15 protein-coding genes, 2 tRNA genes and 1 pseudogene are annotated in these 17,507 nt (G+C 68.1%); 7 read left to right on the top strand and 11 right to left on the bottom strand.

Annotated elements, in window-relative coordinates; genetic code table 11:
• Positions 1 to 459: pseudogene (locus tag H5J31_RS37030) on the bottom strand (2-phosphosulfolactate phosphatase); the annotation flags it as partial.
• Here H5J31_RS37030 and H5J31_RS37025 point away from each other — a divergent pair.
• Both H5J31_RS37025 and H5J31_RS37020 read left to right on the top strand, forming a co-directional pair.
• Complete coding sequence (locus H5J31_RS37025; RefSeq protein ID WP_007034718.1) at positions 379 to 852, top strand: ribose-5-phosphate isomerase; 474 nt, start codon at positions 379 to 381, stop codon at positions 850 to 852. The pseudogene H5J31_RS37030 and the gene H5J31_RS37025 sit on opposite strands and share 81 nt — an antisense overlap.
• A 1-nt stretch (position 853) precedes the next feature.
• Positions 854 to 1,663: an Fpg/Nei family DNA glycosylase gene (locus H5J31_RS37020; RefSeq protein ID WP_181777316.1), complete on the top strand. Its 810-nt coding sequence runs from the start codon at positions 854 to 856 to the stop codon at positions 1,661 to 1,663.
• Between the two features lie 129 nt (positions 1,664 to 1,792).
• On the opposite strand, the gene H5J31_RS37015 is transcribed toward H5J31_RS37020, so the two are convergent.
• On the bottom strand, positions 1,793 to 2,575 hold the full coding sequence (locus tag H5J31_RS37015; protein ID WP_181777315.1) for a hypothetical protein: 783 nt from the start codon (positions 2,573 to 2,575) through the stop codon (positions 1,793 to 1,795).
• A gap of 130 nt (positions 2,576 to 2,705) precedes the next feature.
• Here H5J31_RS37015 and H5J31_RS37010 point away from each other — a divergent pair, with 130 nt between their 5' ends.
• Both H5J31_RS37010 and H5J31_RS37005 read left to right on the top strand, forming a co-directional pair.
• A complete protein-coding gene (locus H5J31_RS37010; protein ID WP_181777314.1) occupies positions 2,706 to 3,581 on the top strand; it encodes a TIGR03619 family F420-dependent LLM class oxidoreductase in 876 nt (291 codons plus the stop codon).
• Positions 3,582 to 3,583: 2 nt separating this feature from the next.
• On the top strand, positions 3,584 to 4,039 hold the full coding sequence (locus tag H5J31_RS37005; RefSeq protein WP_181777313.1) for a nuclear transport factor 2 family protein: 456 nt from the start codon (positions 3,584 to 3,586) through the stop codon (positions 4,037 to 4,039).
• Here H5J31_RS37005 and H5J31_RS37000 read toward each other — a convergent pair.
• The 7 genes from H5J31_RS37000 to H5J31_RS36970 all read right to left on the bottom strand — a co-directional run bounded on the left by H5J31_RS37000 (position 4,036) and on the right by H5J31_RS36970 (position 11,457).
• On the bottom strand, positions 4,036 to 5,265 hold the full coding sequence (locus H5J31_RS37000) for an RNA polymerase sigma factor (RefSeq protein ID WP_181777312.1): 1,230 nt from the start codon (positions 5,263 to 5,265) through the stop codon (positions 4,036 to 4,038). The two genes, H5J31_RS37005 and H5J31_RS37000, sit on opposite strands and share 4 nt — an antisense overlap.
• Before the next feature lie 83 nt (positions 5,266 to 5,348).
• Complete coding sequence (locus tag H5J31_RS36995) at positions 5,349 to 6,251, bottom strand: TauD/TfdA dioxygenase family protein (RefSeq protein ID WP_181777311.1); 903 nt, start codon at positions 6,249 to 6,251, stop codon at positions 5,349 to 5,351.
• Complete coding sequence (locus tag H5J31_RS36990) at positions 6,248 to 7,579, bottom strand: LLM class flavin-dependent oxidoreductase (RefSeq protein ID WP_181777310.1); 1,332 nt, start codon at positions 7,577 to 7,579, stop codon at positions 6,248 to 6,250. Before H5J31_RS36990 ends, H5J31_RS36995 begins: the two co-directional genes overlap by 4 nt.
• A complete protein-coding gene (locus H5J31_RS36985) occupies positions 7,576 to 8,415 on the bottom strand; it encodes an ABC transporter permease (protein ID WP_181777309.1) in 840 nt (279 codons plus the stop codon). Before H5J31_RS36985 ends, H5J31_RS36990 begins: the two co-directional genes overlap by 4 nt.
• The gene (locus tag H5J31_RS36980; protein WP_181777308.1) at positions 8,415 to 9,176 is read right to left on the bottom strand and encodes an ABC transporter ATP-binding protein; all 762 of its coding nucleotides are present in this window, start codon (positions 9,174 to 9,176) and stop codon (positions 8,415 to 8,417) included. The genes H5J31_RS36985 and H5J31_RS36980 overlap by 1 nt, the downstream gene beginning before the upstream one ends.
• Positions 9,173 to 10,192 carry an ABC transporter substrate-binding protein gene (locus H5J31_RS36975; RefSeq protein WP_181777307.1) on the bottom strand — a complete coding sequence of 340 codons (1,020 nt, stop codon included), beginning with the start codon at positions 10,190 to 10,192 and terminating at the stop codon, positions 9,173 to 9,175. The genes H5J31_RS36980 and H5J31_RS36975 overlap by 4 nt, the downstream gene beginning before the upstream one ends.
• Before the next feature lie 98 nt (positions 10,193 to 10,290).
• Positions 10,291 to 11,457, bottom strand: coding sequence for an ROK family transcriptional regulator (locus tag H5J31_RS36970; protein ID WP_181777306.1), 1,167 nt, complete (start codon positions 11,455 to 11,457; stop codon positions 10,291 to 10,293).
• A gap of 311 nt (positions 11,458 to 11,768) precedes the next feature.
• Here H5J31_RS36970 and H5J31_RS36965 point away from each other — a divergent pair, with 311 nt between their 5' ends.
• Positions 11,769 to 12,053, top strand: a complete 285-nt coding sequence (locus H5J31_RS36965) for a hypothetical protein (RefSeq protein ID WP_181777305.1) — start codon at positions 11,769 to 11,771, stop codon at positions 12,051 to 12,053.
• Here H5J31_RS36965 and H5J31_RS36960 read toward each other — a convergent pair.
• A tRNA-Pro gene (locus H5J31_RS36960) sits at positions 12,032 to 12,108 on the bottom strand. The two genes, H5J31_RS36965 and H5J31_RS36960, sit on opposite strands and share 22 nt — an antisense overlap.
• Positions 12,109 to 12,201: 93 nt before the next feature.
• On the opposite strand from H5J31_RS36960, the gene H5J31_RS36955 reads away from it, so the two are divergent.
• Positions 12,202 to 12,275, top strand: a tRNA-Gly gene (locus H5J31_RS36955).
• 138 nt (positions 12,276 to 12,413) lie between these two features.
• Here H5J31_RS36955 and H5J31_RS36950 read toward each other — a convergent pair.
• Entirely contained in the window at positions 12,414 to 17,078 is a 4,665-nt protein-coding gene (locus H5J31_RS36950; RefSeq protein WP_328701707.1) for a HAMP domain-containing protein, read from the bottom strand.
• Positions 17,079 to 17,262: 184 nt separating this feature from the next.
• Here H5J31_RS36950 and H5J31_RS36945 point away from each other — a divergent pair.
• On the top strand, positions 17,263 to 17,507 hold a 245-nt coding region (locus tag H5J31_RS36945), incomplete at its 3' end, for a PAS domain-containing protein (protein WP_181777304.1).

Raw genomic sequence — 17,507 nt, 5'->3', positions numbered from 1 at the left:
CGTGGCGGCGGCGTCGCACAGCGTGGCGCCGTTGGGGGAGGGGAGTGCGAGGAGCGTGCCGGAAGGGATTTCCGTCACAGACGAAGGTCGCAAGGTCCACTCGCCTTCACCCGCCAGGATGGCGCCCGCGGCTCTCGCGACCTCCGCGCCGCGGTGGTCGCGCCAGCGGACGGGCAGCACCCGCCCGCCGTTGCGCAGGACGAGATCCGTTGTGGTGCAGAAGGAAAGTACGTCGACGATGACCAGTACTGCGCAGCCGGCGCTCAGCGCCTCGAGGCCTTCGGATCCCCATTCGAGTCTGATGTCCGCTTCGGGCCGGCCCCAGATGTCCACCCCCAGAGCATGCCCGAGACGCAGCGTGATGGCAGACTCCGCGCTGTGCGTGTTTACCTTGGCTCTGACCATGCCGGTTTCGAACTGAAGAACCACCTCGTGGCCCACCTCAAGGAGCAGGGCCACGACGTCGAGGATGTCGGTCCCTTCGTCTACGACGCGGCGGACGACTACCCGGCGTTCTGCATCGAGGCGGCCCGCCGGGTCGTCGCGGACGAGGGCAGCCTCGGCATCGTCGTCGGCGGTTCCGGCAACGGCGAGCAGATCGCGGCCAACAAGGTGAAGGGCGCTCGCGCCGGCCTCGCCTGGAGCGTCGAGACCGCGAAGCTCACCCGCGAGCACAACCACGCCCAGCTGATCGGCGTCGGCGCGCGGATGCACACCACCGAAGAGGCCACGGAGATCGTCGAGGCGTTCCTCGCGACCCCGCCGAGCCCGGACGAGCGCCACGGCCGTCGCGTCCAGCAGATCCTCGACTACGAGAACACCGGCTGGCCGCCGCCGCTGCCCGAGCACTGACATGCCCGAGGGGCATACGCTCCATCGCCTCGCCCGGCTGCACAAACGCCGTTTCGCCGGTCACCCGGTCGAAGTGAGCAGTCCGCAGGGACGGTTCGCCACCGAAGCGTCCCGTTTGGACGGCCGGGTGCTGGTGAAGGCAGAGGCGTACGGGAAGCATCTGTTCCACGACTACGGTCCACACGGGACGGTGCACATCCACCTCGGCCTCTACGGCACGTTCTCCGACGAGCCCCTGCCTGTGTCGGAGCCCGTGGGGCAGGTCCGGCTGCGCATGGTCGGCCCGACCCATTCGGCGGACCTGCGCGGCCCGAACCAATGCGAACTGCTCGACGCGCCCCGCGTCGACGCGATCAAGGCCCGGCTGGGTCCCGATCCGCTGCGCCGTGACGCGAAGCCGGACAAGGCGTGGGAACGCATCTCACGGTCGAAGACGTCGATCGCCGCGTTGCTGATGGACCAGTCGGTGCTGGCGGGCGTCGGCAACGTGTACCGCGCCGAAGTGCTCTTCCGGCACGGTGTCGCTCCGCTCGTCCCGGGCCGCGCGCTCGATCGCGGGCTTTGGGACGACATGTGGGCGGATCTGGTGACGCTCATGCGGCACGGTGTCCGAGTGGGACGGATCGACACGGTCGCGCCCGAACACCTGCCCGAAGCCACCGGCCGCGCGCCGCGCCAGGACCGGCACGGGGGCGAGGTCTACGTCTACCGCCGGGCCGGGGAGCCGTGCCTGGTGTGCGGGACTCCGGTGCTGCGCAGCGATCTGGCCGCTCGGAACCTCTTCTGGTGCCCCACCTGCCAGCCCGCCTGACGCCGGACACCTCGGCCCAGCACGGTCCGCCGCGCGCAGACGTTGCGAAAGCCACTTTCGCAACCTTCAACGTTGCGAAAGTGGCTTTCGCAACACCTGGCCCCTTCAGTCTTCTAAACCGGCGCCGGGCTAGAAGTCGAAGCCTCCACCATCGAAACCGCCACCATCGAAACCGCCGCCGTCGAACCCACCGGCGTCGCCGCCCATGTCGCCTCCGGCGTCACCCGCGTCGCCGCCACCGTCGGCCGCGCCCGCGTCTTCCTGGCCCGCGTCGTAGCCCGACTCCCAGGCCGACGCGCTCGCGATCCCGGCCATGCCGGAGAACATCGCGCTGAACAGCAGCATGGAGCCGAGACCCCAGGCGCCGGCGACGAGCGCGGGCTTCCACCACGGCTCGCTGTACCAGCCCTGCGGAACCGGACGGCCCGCCACGCGACCACCGGGGTAGTAGTGCGGCGTCCGCTGGCTCGGGTCCGGCGAAGCCTCGTAGTGTTCGCCCTCGACGTCGACCGAACGGTGCTCGGTGACCTTGCCGGCACGGTCGCGCTCTTCGCTGCCGGGCAGTTCCGGACCGGGGTCCATGCCCATCGCGAGCCGGGCCGCGCGCACGTAGTAGAGGCCCTCGATGGCGGTCTCGCGCACCAGCCGGGCCTGTTCGATGCTCTGCGCCTGCTCCATCTGGGAGCCCGCCGCGGTGAAACGTTCGGACGCGTCCGCCATCGCCTGCTGAGAGGCGGTGTCCGTGCCGGTGATGTTCATGACCTGACCGCCGAGTCGCTCGACGAGGCGCCGCGCGTCGGCTTTCGCGTCGTCCAGCTGGCGCTTCTTGGCCGCAGCCTGGGACTTCGCGAAGTAGATGCCGCCGCCGACCACCACGACGAGGAGCACGATCAGGAAGATCGCGGTGCCCATGGGTTCAACTCCAGGATTCGTTCGGCCCTTTGATCGGGACAACGCGGACGGTGCGCCGGGGGTTCCCGCCAGTGCTCCCGGTCACCGCGAGCACTGGCGGGCGAAACTAGAACACGTTATAGTTCGCGCCATGAAGTTCACCCTGTCGATCGCGATGAATCCGCTCGATCAGCTGGGCGAGCTCGCCCGTGCGGCCGAAGAGGCGGGCTTCACCTCCATCGCGCTCCCGGATTCCCTGTTCTATTCCGAAACGGTCTCGGCCGACTATCCGTACACGCCGGACGGCAGCCGGTTCTGGACCGAGGAGACGCCCTGGGCCGATCCGCTGGTCGCCGCCGCGTCGATGGGCGCGGTCACCGAACGGCTCACCTTCTACACCTCCGTGCTCAAACTCGGCTCCCGCAACCCGGTCCTGCTGGCACGCCAGGTCAATTCGGTCGCGGCGCTCACCGGTGGCCGCTTCGGTCTCGGGCTCGGCGTCGGCTGGTCGCCGGAGGAGTTCCGCTGGTGCGGCGCACCGTACGAGAAGCGCGGCAAGCGGGTCGACGAGGCGATCGAGGTACTGCGGCTGATCCTCGACGGCGGGATGGTCGAGTTCCACGGCGAATTCTTCGACTTCGACAAGCTCCGCATGAGCCCCACGCCGCCGTCGCGCGTTCCGTTCTACATCGGAGGCCACACCGACGTCGCGCTGCGCCGTGCCGCACGCGTGGCCGACGGCTGGTCGTCGGCGATGATGAAGTTCGACGACCTCCGCGACACCATCGTCAAGTTGCGCGGGCTGCTGACCGAACAGGGCCGCGCCGAAGACCCGTTCGAGTACCAGGCCGTCTGCATCGACAAGTTCGGTCTCGACGGCTATCGCGAGCAGGGCGACATCGGCGTCACCGACATCATCACCATGCCGTGGGTGTTCGACGGCCTCGGTTTCGACGCCGAAGTCGGGCCGAAGCTGGATTCCATCAAGAAGTTCGGCGACGAGATCATCGCGAAGATCGGAGACTGAGCATGGGTGTCGACGTCTGCTGGGATCCGGCCGCCGCGCAGCCGCCCGCGCGCCGGGCCGCGTTCCGCTCGATGACCGCCGTCACCGCCGGGGACAAGGCCGCGTGGCTGGAACTCTTCGCCGGGGACGCCGTCGTCGAGGACCCGATCGGCCGGTCCATGTTCGACGAAGAGGGCAAGGGGCACCACGGCCACGACGGGATCAGCGCCTTCTGGGACAAGACGATCGGGAACGTCGAACGTTTCCAGTTCACCATCCGCGATTCCCACGCGGCCGGGGACGAGGTCGCGAACGTCGGGACCATCACGACGTATCTTCCCGGCGGCTACCGCGTCGACACCGACGGTGTTTTCGTCTACCGCGTCCGCGAAGACGGCCTGATCGTCTCCATGCGGGCGTTCTGGGAGACCGAACGCGCCATGGCCACCGCGCGACAGGTCGAAAGCCAGGAAAGCTAGGAGCCGAGCCGTTCCGCGCGCGAAGTCAGGTACTTCTTCTCGGGTTCGCTCGCGGTCTGCCCGGCGGCCCGCAGATAGGCCTCGCGCGCGGCGGCGGTGTCCCCGGCCAGTTCCAGCAGATGCGCGCGGACGGAGCCGAGCCGGTGGGTCTGGCTCATCCGGGCGTCGTCGTCGAGCGTTTCGAGCAGTTCGAGCGCGGCCTCCGGGCCGTGGACCTCGGCGACCGCGACGGCCCGGTTGAGCGTGACGACCGGGCCGGGGGTGACCTTCTCCAGGACGTCGTAGAGCCCCAGGATCTGCGCCCAGTCGGTGGCGTCCGCGGTGGGCGCCTCGTCGTGGACGGCGGCGATCGCGGCCTGCACCTGGTACGGCCCGACCGGTCCCGCCTCCAGTGCCCCGCTCACCAGCGCGACGCCTTCGGCGATCATCTCCGCGTTCCACCGCGAACGGTCCTGCTCCGCCAGCGGGACGAGCGAGCCGTCGCCGGTCGCGCGGGCGGCGCGGCGGGCGTCGGTCAGCAGCATGAGCGCGAGCAGTCCGGTGACCTCGTCCTCGTCGGCCATCAGCCGCCGCAGCAACCGGGTCAGCCGGATCGCCTCGGCGGTGAGGTCGGCGCGGTGCAGGTCGGGTCCGCCGCTGGTCGTGTAGCCCTCGTTGAAGATCAGGTACAGCACTTGGAGGACGACGCGGAGCCGTTCGGAGAGTTCGGCGGGCGGTGGCAGGACGAACTCCGCGCCCGCCTTCTTGATGGTCTGCTTGGCGCGGCTGATCCGTTGGGCCAGCGTCGATTCCGGGACCAGGAAGGCGTTCGCGATCTCGCCCGTCGTCAGGCCGCCGACCGCGCGCAGCGTCAACGCGAGCTGCGACGGCGCCGACAAGGACGGGTGACAGCACAGGAAGAGCACGGTGAGCGTGTCGTCCGATTCAGACACTGTCGACGTTTCACCGGGACCGGCCAGGTCCATTAACGCGGAGTTCTCCTCGCGGCGGCGTCGAGCGCTTTCGCTGCGCCACTCGTCCACGAGACGCCGCGACGCCACCGTCGCGAGCCAGGACTTCGGACTGTCCGGGATGCCCTGCTCCGGCCACTGTTGCGCGGCCGAGAGCAGGGCTTCCTGGACGGCGTCCTCGCAGGCGTCGAACTGCCCGTGCCTGCGCACCAGCAACCCGATGACCTGCGGGGCCAGCTCCCTCAGGAGCGCTTCCACCTGACGATCGTCCTTCACACCGCCAGTCTTACCGCAATTAGTCCTCTAGTTGCGGTAGTTGCACGCGCAAGGACCGCAACTAGAGGACGAAACGCGGGGGATCAGGCGACGGGAGAGTAATGCGAAGCGTCGCCTTCGAGGGATTCGCTCGGCACCCCGTCGATGCCCACCGGGACGTCGCCGGCCACGGTCACCCGGTTCAGGCGGCGCGGCAGGTCGTCGTAGTTGTCGACGGCGTAGTGCTGGGTGATGCGGTTGTCGAACAGCACCAGCTGGTTCGGCTCCCACGTCACCCGGACGACGTTCTCCGGCCGTGTCACATACGCCTGCAGCAGCCGCAGGATGTCCCGCGATTCGCCCTTCGACAGCCCGATGATCCGCTGCGCGAATCCGCCGATGTACAGGCCGCGTTCACCGGTCACGGGGTGGACTCGCACCACCGGGTGCACCGTGCGGAACTTCTGTGAAACGAACACCTTGCGGCGCTCCTGCTCCGCCTCGTCGAGGGTCTCCGGCGCCTTCGCGTAGTCGTAGTCGTTCGTGTGCTCGGCGCGCAGCGTGTCCGCGAACGCCCGCAGCGGCCCGGGAAGATCGCGATAGGCCGCGGCGGAGTTCGCGATCAGCGTCTCGCCGCCGTAGGGCGGCACGACCAGGCTGCGCAGCGTGCTGGCCTTCGGCGGATTGTGCACGAAGGTGACGTCGGTGTGCCACTGGTTCGCGCGGCCCTGCTCGCTGTCGACCGGCAGGATGGCGGGCTCGCCGTCGACCGAAGGGACGGTCGGGTGCGCCTTCGTCAGCTCGCCGAAGTTCTCGGCGAAGCGCTGCTGGCCCGCGTCGTCGAGGTCGACGTCGCGGAAGACGAGCGCCTTGTGCTCGTGCAGGGCGTCGGTCAGGAACGCGACGGTGGCCGAGTCGAGGTCCTTGGCCGGGTCGACGCCGACGACCTGAGCGCCGATCCTCCCGGTGATCTTGCGGACCTCGACCTGGGTGTTGAGGGCGGTCATGCGGCGTGCTCCTTTACTGGGGTGCGATTGACGGGGCGCGCGAGGCCGTAGTGGCCACGCAGGGTCGTGGCGGTGTACTCGGTGCGGAAAAGCCCGCGTCGCTGCAATTCGGGCACCACGAGGTCGACGAAGTCCTCGAGGCCGCCGGGCAGGGTGGGCGGCATGACGTTGAAGCCGTCGGCGGCGCCTTCGGTGAACCAGTGCTCCAGCTGGTCGGCGACCTGGGTGGCGGTCCCGGCGAAGACGCGGTGGCCTCGTCCGCCGGCGAGCCGCTCGATGAGCTGGCGGATGGTGAGGTTCTCGCGCCTCGCCAGCCCGGTGACCAGCTCGAACCGGCTCTGCGCGCCTTCGGTGAACGTGCCGACGTCGGGTAGCGGCCCGTCGAGCGGGTACGGCGTGAGGTCGTGGTCGAGCATGTTCGACAGCTGCCGCACGCCGTACGCCGGCGTGATGAGGGCGTTGAGTTCGGCCTCGCGTTCCTTCGCCTCGGCCTCGGTCCTGCCGAGGATCGGGCTGATCCCGGGCAGGATCTTGATCTCTTCCGGCGAGCGCCCGTACTTCGCGAGCCTGCCCTTGACGTCGTCGTAGAAGGCTTTGCCCTCGGCGAAGGTCTGCTGCGCGGTGAACACCGCCTCCGCGAACCGCGCCGCGTACTCCTTGCCGGTCTCGGAAGAACCGGCCTGGACGAGCAGCGGATGCCCCTGCACCGGACGCGGGATGTTCAGCGGTCCGCGTACCTGGAAATGCGGGCCGTTGTGGTCGATGGGGTGGATGAGGTCGGTGTCGGCGTAGACCCCGCTCGCCTTGTCGATCCGGGCCGCTCCGTCGTCCCAGCTGTCCCAGAGTTTCCTCGCCACCTCGACGAATTCGGTCGCGCGTTCGTACCGCAGCGCATGCGCGGGCCGGGCGTCGCGGTTGAAGTTGCGAGCCTCGTCCTCACCCGCCGACGTCACGATGTTCCAGCCCGCGCGGCCACCGCTGAGGTGATCGAGCGACGCGAACTTCCGCGCCAGGTGGTACGGCTCGTTGTAGGTCGTCGACGCGGTGGCGATCAGCCCGATGTGCTCGGTGGCGCCGGCCAGCGCCGAAAGCAACGTCAGCGGCTCGAACAGGGTGTGCGAGTTGTAGCGGACGTTGCCCCACAACGCGACGCCGTCGGCGAGGAACAGCGAATCCAGCTTGCCGCGCTCCGCCGTCCGGGCGATGTCGACATAGTGCTTCAGCGTTCCGGCGCGGTGCGGATCCGTGCTCGGATGCCGCCACGCGGCCTCGTGATGGCCGTTCGGCATCACGAACGCGTTGAGGTGCAACTGTTTCTGCGAGGTCATGCCTTCTCCTTGACACGCCAGGTGGAGAACCGCCGCTCCAGTGCGACGAAACCCGCGTTGATGGCCAGGCCCAGCACCGAAACCGTGATGATCGCGGCGTACATCTGCTGGATCTGGAAGTTGACCTGGGAGTTGTTGATCAGATAACCGAGTCCCGCCTTCGCGCCGACCATCTCGGCGGCGATCAGGATGAGGATCGAATACGCCGCCGCCATCCGGATCCCGGTGAAGATGGTCGGCACCGCCGACGGCAGGATCACCTTGCGGAACAGGCTCGGACTCGACAGCCCGAGTGAGCGCGCGGCCTTGACCAGCAAGGGATCCACGGTGTTCACCCCGGCGATCGTGTTGAGCAGTACCGGCCAGACGCAGGCGTAGACGATCAGCGCGATCTTGGACACCTCGCCGATGCCGAGCAGGAGCGTGAACACCGGCAGCAACGCGAGCGCCGCGGTGTTGCGGGCCAGTTCCAGCAACGGGTTCAGGAACTCGGCGAGCGGGCGGTACCAGGCGATCAGCAGCCCGAGCGGGACCGAGACGCCCACCGCGATCACGAATCCGGCGGCCGATCGGCCGAGACTCGCCAGCAGGTGATCGGCGAGCTGCCCGTTGAGGATCAGCTCCCAGAGGGCGACGAGATCTTCCGACAGCGGCGGGAGGAAGGTCTTCGTGCCTTCGTCGAGAACGAAACGGGGAGCCAGTTCCCAGACGGCGAGGAACAGCAGGATCGCGGCCGAGCTGCGGAACGCCTTGCTCAGCCGGTTCTTCTTCTTGGCGGGCTTCTCCGGGGATTTTGGTCCACTTCGGACGGTCGGTGCTTCGAGTGTCGCGGTCATCAGGCCGCCTTCCGGATCTCGTCGTGCAGGAGTTCCCACAGCCGGTGCCGGTGTGCCACGAACGCGGGAGCCGAGCGCAGGTCGTCGTTCGAGCGGTCGCCGAGGTCGATGTCGACGACGTCCTTGAGCCTGCCCGGCCGCGACGTCAGCACCGCGACCTTCTGGCCCAGGTAGACGGCCTCTTCGATGCTGTGGGTGATGAACACGATGGTCTTGCCGGTCCGGCCCCAGATCCGCCGCAGCTCCTCCTGCAGCAACTCGCGGGTCTGCGAGTCGAGGGCGGCGAACGGTTCGTCCATCAGCAGGACGTCCGGGTCGTAGGCGAGGCTCCTCGCGATCGCGACGCGTTGTTTCATACCACCGGAAAGCTGGTGGGGGAGATGGTCCTCGAAGCCGGAAAGCCCGACCAGGTCGAGGAATTCCCGCGCCCGCTCGGCGCGCTGCCGTTTGTCCAGCGTGCCGCCTTCGAGGCCGAATTCGACGTTGGCCCGCGCGGTCCGCCAAGGGAACAGCGCGTACTGCTGGAAAACGACCCCGCGGTCCAGACCCGGTCCGGTGACGGGTTTCCCGTCGATCAGGACTTCGCCGGAGGTGGGCGTCGCGAGCCCGCCGAGCAGGTCGAGCAGGGTCGATTTTCCGGAACCGCTCGGCCCGACGAGGGAGAGGAACGTGCCGTCCTCGATGTCGAGCGAGACGTCGTCCAGCGCCGTCAGGGAACCGAAGGTCTTGGTGACCGAACGGAGGCTGATCTTGGCGGTCATGCGCCACCGCCTTCACGGAAGGGGTTGAATTCGTTGGTGTAGAGCTTCTTCAGGTCGACCTGGTCGTTCTTGACGAACCCGGACTGCTTGAGCCAGTCCGTCCAGAGCGTGTAGTCGTTGTCGGAGATCAGCCCGCCCTTGGTGACGCCGGTGCTCTTCCAGTACTTGAGCGTTTCGGTGTTCTCGTTGCGGCCGCGGTTCTGGATGATCTTGGTGAACCGCGCGATGACCTCTTCGCGAGGTGTGGTGCGCGCCCATTCGATCGCCTTGGCCACCCCGGTCACGAAGGTCTTCGTGGTCTCCGGGTACTTCTTGATGAAGTCGGTCCGCAGCACGTACGGCCCGCCGTTGTACGGGCCGAACGCCTCGACGTCCTTGACGATGGGCCGCAGGCCGCCGACGGCGACCGCGCGGTCCTGCAGCACGCCGTTGAGCGCCGCGACGTCGATCTGGCCGTTGCGCAGAGCCTGTTCGGTGTTGATCGGTGGCAGGACGACCAGTTGGACCTGGTCGATCTCCGAGTCGGACAGGCCGCTGCGTTTGAGCCACGTGTCGAGCGCGGCTTCGAGGTTCGCGCCGACGGTGTTGACGCCGACCTTCTTGCCGATCAGGTCACGTGGGGCGCGGATAGGGCTGTCTTCCTTGACGTAGAAGCCGAGGAAGGTCTTCTCGTCGGAGCCGTAGTAGTTGACGACGGCCTTGATCGGGGCGCCGGCGTCGACGAGTTTGGCCACCGCACCGGTGAAGGCGCCGCCGAAGTCGGTCTGGTCGGTCGCGGCGGACTGGATGTCCTGCGGCCCGCTGATCGTGTTGCCGACCCATTTGAGCTTGACCGGGCCGAAGTAGCCGAGGTCCTCGGCGAGTTCGGGGAACGTGACGTTGTTCGCCGAGCCCTGGTAACGGAGTTCGAGTTTCTCCGGCTGTCCGGCGGCGCCCGCCGGGGTCGCGGAGGCGCCGCAGCCCGACAGCGCCAATCCGGCGAGGAGCGCGGCGATCAAGGGCACTGGTTTCTTCACGGTGGGCTCTTTCGTTCGGGTTCGCGTCGTTGAAGAAGATTCTTCGCAGTCCCGGCGGAGAGCGTCAATTTTGCGATTTTGTGAAGTAACCCGATGCTTTACGAGGCGTGCGGTAACCTCGTGAAAAGCGGATCTTCGTAGAGCGAGTTCAGCATGGCGGCAGCGCCCGCCGTCACCAGCTCGGTACCCGGAAAGCTCGACGCGACAAGGAATTTCTCCGCGTCCTGACAGGTCCAGGAACGCTGGGAGACCTCGTCTCGGATAGTGGAAAGGCAGCCTTCGACATCCCTTACACTCTGGTCGAGAACGATGAGGATCTCCGGATTGAGGACGTCGAACAGTAATGCGGCGGCCTGGCCGATGATTCGCGCGCGCTCATGGAAAAGAGCGACCGCGCGCGTATTTCCCGTCGCGGCCAAACGGAGTATCGCGGGGAAATCCGCCGTTTCGACAAGACCGGCTTCCGCCGCTTTACGGGCGACCGTCCGCTCGGACACCGTGGCTTCGAGACAGCCGGAACGCCCGCAGCGGCAAGACTCCTCGCTGTCGTCGACCCTGAGATGCGCGACGGCACCGGCGGCCGACCGCGGTCCGTGATGGACGGTGTCGCCCGTGGCGAAGGCGGCGTCGACCACGTTGCCGGTGAACAACTGCACCACACTGCTGCGCGCCCGCGGCTGCCCCAGCAACCGTTCCGCGTGGATCAGCGCGCGCGAATGCCCGTCGACCCGGACGTCGAGCCCGGTGACCTCGGTGAGCAGATCGCGCAGCGGCACCCCGCGCCAGTCGAGGAAACCGTGCTCCACCACCGTCCCCGACGCCTCGTCGACCCACCCGCCGGTCGCCACCCCCAGCCCGAGCGGCGTGCGGTCCGGCGCGTGCCCGATGAGGAGGTCGTCGAGCAACTCCGCGATCTGCGCGACCTGCTCCGCGGGCTCGGCCCCGTGATGCGGGACCTCCTGCTGCGCCAGCACCTTCCCGCGCAGGTCGAGCAGTCCGACGGTGAGATGGTCGACCGCGATATGCGCGCCGCACACCACGAACCGCTCCGTATCGAGATCCACCGGCACATGCGGCCTGCCGACCGCGCCCGCGACCTCGGGCAACTCGGTGAGGAATCCCCTCTGCATCAGCTCCGCCACATGCCCCGTCACGGCCGCCGCGGACAGCCCGGTGCGGCGCGCGATGGTGCTGCGCGCTATCGCCCCTTCGTCCAGCACCACGCGGAGTACCGCACTGGCACTGGCGCTCCGCCTGCCGGTCACGGTGCCGATGTTCGCAAGCGGGTGCCGACGGGCCTAGGGCTCTCATCATGCGAGACCTTCACCGCCCTGTCGGCGGTACAGGCCCGGCCGGTCTCGGCCTTACCGTGAGATCGAGCTCTCATCCGGCCCGGCCGGACACGTGACTCGTGATCGCGAGGGAGCACTGGTTCATGGGGAACCCTTCTCCTTCGGGCTTTGACCGGAGCCCGAAGTCGAGGTGTCGGATCGCTTCGATCCATCGCGGGTCTTAGTCCGGCCTGCGGAAAAACCGCCCCGTCAGTGCGGAGACAGTGGCGCACCGCGGAGGGGTCATGGCACTTTCCTCGTTCCCGGGCTTTCCGGCGATCGAGTTCGTCGGGCTCGTGCCGGTCGGCTACCTGGGCCTGGTGACGGTGGTCGTGCTGTGCGCGCTCTTCACACGCAAGAAGGTTCGGCGCGATGCCGCGCTGGAGGTGCTGAGGATGCTCTTGCCCAGACGGCTCGGCGCTCCGCCCGAGAAAGGCGGAGGGTCGCAGGCTGCCGAGCCGGATCCGCCGGCCGTGAAAAAGGCCGAACCCGCAGGTCCGGCCTCTTCTGGTCGGGATGACAGGATTTGAACCTGCGACCCTCCGCTCCCAAAGCGGATGCGCTACCAAGCTGCGCCACATCCCGGGTCACACTCCCCGCGGCTGGATCACCGGGGGGTGTGCGCACAGCCTAGCGGGTCACGCTAAGCTGTTTTCGCACCCGGTACTCCGGGGGCACGCGGGTGTAGCTCAATGGTAGAGCCCTAGTCTTCCAAACTAGCTACGCGGGTTCGATTCCCGTCACCCGCTCCAACGCTCCACAGCAGAACCCGCAGCCCTCTGGCCTGCGGGTTCTTTCGTTTCCGGGACCGGACCGGGATGCCCTGAAGGCCCCCTTCGGGACGATCAACGTCTCAAAGGGGGCCTTCAGGACATCGGCCCAGGCAGGACTCAGTCGGCGTCCGAGGGGCCGGAGGAGGATCCGGAGTCGTCGGACGAGATCACGGCGACCGGAGTGATGCCGCTGGACGCGGCATCCGCTTCCAGGTGCACCGCGATCAGGTCCAGCAGCTTGTCGGTGTCGACGGGCTTGGTCACGTAGTCGTCCGCCCCCGAAGCCAGGGTTCGCGCCTTGTCCTCGGCGGTGGCCTTCGCCGTGACAGCGATCACGGGCAGGTCCTCGTGGGCGGCTTCGGCGCGGATGGCGGCGATCGTGGCGTTGCCGTCCAGTTCGGGCATCATCACGTCCATGAGGACGAGTGCGGTGTCCTCGTGCCGTTCCAGGGCGCGGATGCCCGCGACGCCGGTCTCGGCGTAGATGACCTCCAGGCCGTTGCGTTCCAGGACGGCGGCCAGCGCGAAGACGTTGCGGAGGTCGTCGTCGACGATCAGGATCTTCTCGCCGTGGAAACGCTGCGCCGGCGCGGTCGAGGGGACCGGGATCACCTGCGGGACGGCCATGATCAGCGGGACGCCGCCCGCCTGCGCGGTCGGTACGACCAGGTTCGACGCGCTCACCGCCAGGTACAGCGTGAACGTGCTGCCCTTGCCGGGTTCGCTGCGGACGCGGAGTTCGCCGCCGAGCAGTTCGGTGAGCTGCTGGCTGATCGACAGGCCGAGTCCGGTGCCGCCGTATTTGCGGCTGGTGGTGCCGTCGGCCTGGCGGAACGCGTCGAAGATGATCGCGAGTTTGTCCGGTGCGATGCCGATCCCGGTGTCCTCGACGGCGAACGCGAGGATGCCGGGGGCTTGGCGCAGCGACTCGGCTTCGACCTCGCCGGGGTCGGCCATCCGGATGTGCAGGCGCACGCCGCCTTCGTCGGTGAACTTCGCCGCGTTGGACAGCAGGTTCCGGAGCACCTGTTGCACGCGGTGTTCGTCGGTGTGGATCGACGACGGGACCGGCGGGTCGATCAGGACGGCGAATTCCAGGCCCTTGTCCGCGGTGAGCGGGCGGCAGATCGATTCGACGTACTCGACGAGTTCGGGCAGCGTGACGTCGGACATCTGCAGATCGAGGTGTCCGGCCTCCACCTTGGCCATGTCGAGGATGTCGTTGATCAGCTGTTGCAGGTCGCTGCCTGCGGAGTAGATCGTGCGCGCGAACTGGATCTGCTTCTCCGACAGGTTCCCGTCCGGATTCTCCGAGAGGAGTTTCGCGAGGATCAGCGCGCTGTTGAGCGGGGTCCGCAGTTCGTGCGACATGTTCGCCATGAACTCGGACTTGTACTGCGACGCCATGGTCAGCTGCCCGGCGCGCTCTTCGAGTTCCTGGCGAGCCTGCTCGATCTCGCTGTTCTTGACCTCGATGTCGCGGTTCTGCTGCGCCAGCAGCGCCGCCTTCTCCGCGAGATCGGTGTTGGATCGACGCAATTCCCGTTGCTGTGCCTGCAACTGCTCGGAACGTGCGCGCAGTTCCTGTGCCAGGCGCTGGGATTCGGTCAGCAGCGCCTCGGTGCGCGAGTTGGACTGGATGGTGCTGACGTTGACCGCGATGGTCTCCTTCAGCTGCTCCAGCAGGTCGATGTGGACGGTGCTGAAAGCGTTGATGGTCGCCAGTTCCAGCACACCGAGCACCTCGCCCTGGAACAGCACCGGCAGCACGATCACGTTCACCGGCGCGGCCGAGCCGAGGCCCGAGGAGATGAGCGCGTACTCCGGCGGGGCTTCGTGGACCAGGATCGTGCGGCGGTCGACGGCGGCCTGGCCGATGAGCGATTCGCCGGGGGAGAACCGAAGCCCCGCTTGGGATTTCGCCAGCCCGTAGGTGGCGATGCTCTCCAGGACGGTCTCTTCCTGCTCGTCCTCGCGGGCGAGGAAGAACGCGCCCTGCTGCGCGGACACCAGCGGCGTCAGCTCGGACAGGATCAGCGAAGCCACCGAAGCGAGATCCCGGTGTCCCTGCATGAGCGCGGACAGCCGGGCGAGGTTGGTCTTGAGCCAGTCCTGCTCGCGGTTGGCCCGGGTGGTCTCCTTCAGGTTCGCGATCATCTGGTTGATGTTGTCCTTGAGTTCGGCCACCTCCCCGGACGCGTCGACGGTGATGTGCCGGGTCAGATCGCCCGCGGTCACCGCGGTGGCGACCTGCGCGATCGCCCGCACCTGCGTGGTCAGGTTCCCGGCCAGCTGGTTCACGCTCTCGGTCAGCCGCGACCACGTGCCGGCCACCCCGGGCACCTCGGCCTGGCCGCCGAGCGTGCCGTCCGTGCCGACCTCGCGCGCGACACGCGTGACCTCGGAGGCGAAGGCCGAGAGCTGGTCGACCATCGTGTTGATGGTCGTCTTGAGTTCGAGGATCTCGCCGCGCGCGTCGATGTCGATCTTCTTCGACAGGTCGCCTTGCGCGACCGCGGTGGTCACGGTCGCGATGCTCCGCACCTGGCCGGTCAGGTTGTCGGCCATGACGTTCACGTTGTCCGTCAACGCCTTCCACGTGCCCGCCACGTTCGGCACCCGGGCCTGGCCGCCGAGGATGCCTTCCGTACCCACCTCTCGGGCGACACGGGTGACCTCGTCGGCGAACGCGCGCAGCGTCTCGACCATGCTGTTGATCGTCTCGGCGAGGACCGCGACCTCGCCCTGGGCATCGATCGCGATCTTCTTCGACAGGTCGCCGTTCGCGACGGCGGTGGTCACGGTGGCGATGCTCCGCACCTGGTCGGTGAGGTTGTCGGCCATGACGTTGACGTTGTCGGTGAGGTCCTTCCAGGTCCCCGCGACGCCGCGCACCTGCGCCTGCCCGCCGAGCTTGCCCTCGGTACCCACTTCGCGGGAGACCCGGGTGACTTCGTCGGCGAAGGCCGAGAGCTGGTCGACCATGATGTTGACGGTGTTCTTGAGCTCCAGGATCTCGCCGCGCGCGTCGACGATGATCTTCTGGGTCAGGTCGCCCTTCGCGACGGCGGTGGTGACCTGGGCGATGTTCCGGACCTGGTCGGTCAGGTTGTTCGCCATGAAGTTGACGTTGTCGGTCAGGTCCTTCCACGTCCCGGCCACGCCGGGCACGGTGGCCTGGCCGCCGAGCCGTCCGTCGCTGCCGACCTCGCGCGCCACCCGGGTGACTTCGTCGGCGAACGACGACAGCTGATCCACCATGGTGTTCAGCGTGTTCTTGAGTTCGAGGATCTCGCCCTTGGCGTCGACGGCGATCTTCTGCGACAGGTCGCCCTTCGCCACCGCGGTCGCCACCTGGGCGATGTTCCGGACCTGCGCGGTGAGGTTGTTCGCCATGAAGTTGACCGACCCGGTGAGGTCGCGCCACGTCCCGGCGACACCGGGCACCTGCGCCTGCCCGCCGAGCTGACCTTCCGTGCCGACCTCGCGCGCCACTCGCGTGACCTCGTCGGCGAACGACGAGAGCTGGTCGACCATCGTGTTGACGGTCGTCTTCAGTTCGAGGATCTCGCCGCGCGCGTCGACCGTGATCTTCTGGGTCAGGTCGCCCTTCGCGACGGCGGTGGTGACCTGGGCGATGTTCCGGACCTGGTCGGTCAGGTTGTCGGCCATCTGGTTCACCGAGTCGGTGAGCCCGCGCCAGGTCCCGGCCACGCCGGGCACGGTCGCCTGACCGCCGAGACGGCCTTCGCTGCCGACCTCGCGCGCCACCCGGGTGACTTCGTCGGCGAACGACGAGAGCTGGTCGACCATCGTGTTCAGGGTGTTCTTGAGTTCGAGGATCTCGCCCTTGGCGTCGACGTTGATCTTCTGCGACAGGTCGCCCTTCGCCACCGCGGTGGCGACCTGGGCGATGTTCCGGACCTGGTCGGTCAGGTTGTCCGCCATCAGGTTCACCGAGTCGGTGAGGTCGCGCCACGTGCCCGCCGCGCCGGGGACCTGCGCCTGGCCGCCGAGCCGGCCTTCGCTGCCGACCTCGCGGGAGACCCGGGTGACTTCGTCGGCGAACGACGAGAGCTGGTCGACCATGATGTTGACGGTGTTCTTGAGCTCCAGGATCTCGCCGCGCGCGTCGACGTTGATCTTCTGGGTCAGGTCGCCCCGCGCCACCGCGGTGGTCACCTGGGCGATGTTCCGCACCTGATCGGTCAGGTTGCTGGCCATGACGTTGACGTTGTCGGTCAGATCACGCCACGTGCCCGCCACGCCCGGGACGTCGGCCTGGCCGCCGAGCCGTCCTTCGGTGGCGATCTCGCGGGCCACTCTGGTGACCTCGGTCGCGAACCGCGAAAGCTGTTTGATCAGCCCGTTCAGCGTTTTGGCGACCTCGGCGAACTGACCCTGCAGCGGCCGTCCGCCGACCTCCAGGGGCATCGGCTCGGACAGATCGCCCTCGGCGACCGCGCCGAGGACCCGGTTGAGCTCGGCCGTGGGCCTGCTCACGTCCTCGATCAGCCCGTTGACCACGTCGACCGCCGTCGCCCAGCCGCCGGGGCCGATCTCGGCCGCGACACGCTCGGTCAGTCTGCCTTCCTTGCCGACCGCTTCGCGCACCCGCAGCAACTCGGTGACGAGTCGCTGGTTGCGTTCGGCGATGTCGTTGAAGGCACCCGCGAGCTGGGCAGTGAGCCCGTCGCCGTGTGCCACGAACCGCCGCCGGAAGTTGCCGTCCCCGAGGTCACGAGCCGCCGCGAGCAGGCGTTCCAGGGTCGCTTCGTCCACCTGGGCGCCACCACCTTCCACGGGGGTCCGGTCCCTTTGGGAGTGCTGTGTCATCTGTGTCGACCCTCTCCACCACGCATGCCAAGCCATGGTCGTCGCATCAGCGTGCCATGATTCGACCTACACTTCGAGCCAGTCCGCCCGCTCACGCTGCGCTACCCGCCAGGCAGGAGGAGGTCCGGGAATGGTGTCACGGCCGGCCCCGGCCTCGACGTCGCTCCCCTCGGAGCCGTCGCCCACGACGAGCGAGGGCGCGCTGCCCGAATCCGGGAGGTTCTGGCGCGAGCTGCTCGAGGACGTCCGTGACGCCGTGCTGCTCCAGGACGTCGGCGGCGCGTTGCGCTGGTCCAATCCCGCGGCCAGGGAGCTGTTCGGCGGCGGACGCCCGGTGCTCACCGCCGAAGGCCCCGACGTCGGCCACGTGGAGCA

Source organism: Amycolatopsis pittospori (assembly GCF_013870525.1).
Classification (GTDB): domain Bacteria; phylum Actinomycetota; class Actinomycetes; order Mycobacteriales; family Pseudonocardiaceae; genus Amycolatopsis; species Amycolatopsis pittospori.
This window is presented reverse-complemented; position numbering and strand designations above follow the sequence as displayed.

Bases quoted from the DNA above. Each gene is read 5' to 3' on its own strand.
- H5J31_RS37020 (WP_181777316.1), top strand. From the start codon at position 854: ATGCCCGAGGGGCATACGCTCCATCGCCTCGCCCGGCTGCACAAACGC.
- H5J31_RS37015 (WP_181777315.1), bottom strand. From the start codon at position 2,575: ATGGGCACCGCGATCTTCCTGATCGTGCTCCTCGTCGTGGTGGTCGGC.
- H5J31_RS37010 (WP_181777314.1), top strand. From the start codon at position 2,706: ATGAAGTTCACCCTGTCGATCGCGATGAATCCGCTCGATCAGCTGGGC.
- H5J31_RS37005 (WP_181777313.1), top strand. From the start codon at position 3,584: ATGGGTGTCGACGTCTGCTGGGATCCGGCCGCCGCGCAGCCGCCCGCG.
- H5J31_RS36995 (WP_181777311.1), bottom strand. From the start codon at position 6,251: ATGACCGCCCTCAACACCCAGGTCGAGGTCCGCAAGATCACCGGGAGG.
- H5J31_RS36990 (WP_181777310.1), bottom strand. From the start codon at position 7,579: ATGACCTCGCAGAAACAGTTGCACCTCAACGCGTTCGTGATGCCGAAC.
- H5J31_RS36985 (WP_181777309.1), bottom strand. From the start codon at position 8,415: ATGACCGCGACACTCGAAGCACCGACCGTCCGAAGTGGACCAAAATCC.
- H5J31_RS36980 (WP_181777308.1), bottom strand. From the start codon at position 9,176: ATGACCGCCAAGATCAGCCTCCGTTCGGTCACCAAGACCTTCGGTTCC.
- H5J31_RS36965 (WP_181777305.1), top strand. From the start codon at position 11,769: ATGGCACTTTCCTCGTTCCCGGGCTTTCCGGCGATCGAGTTCGTCGGG.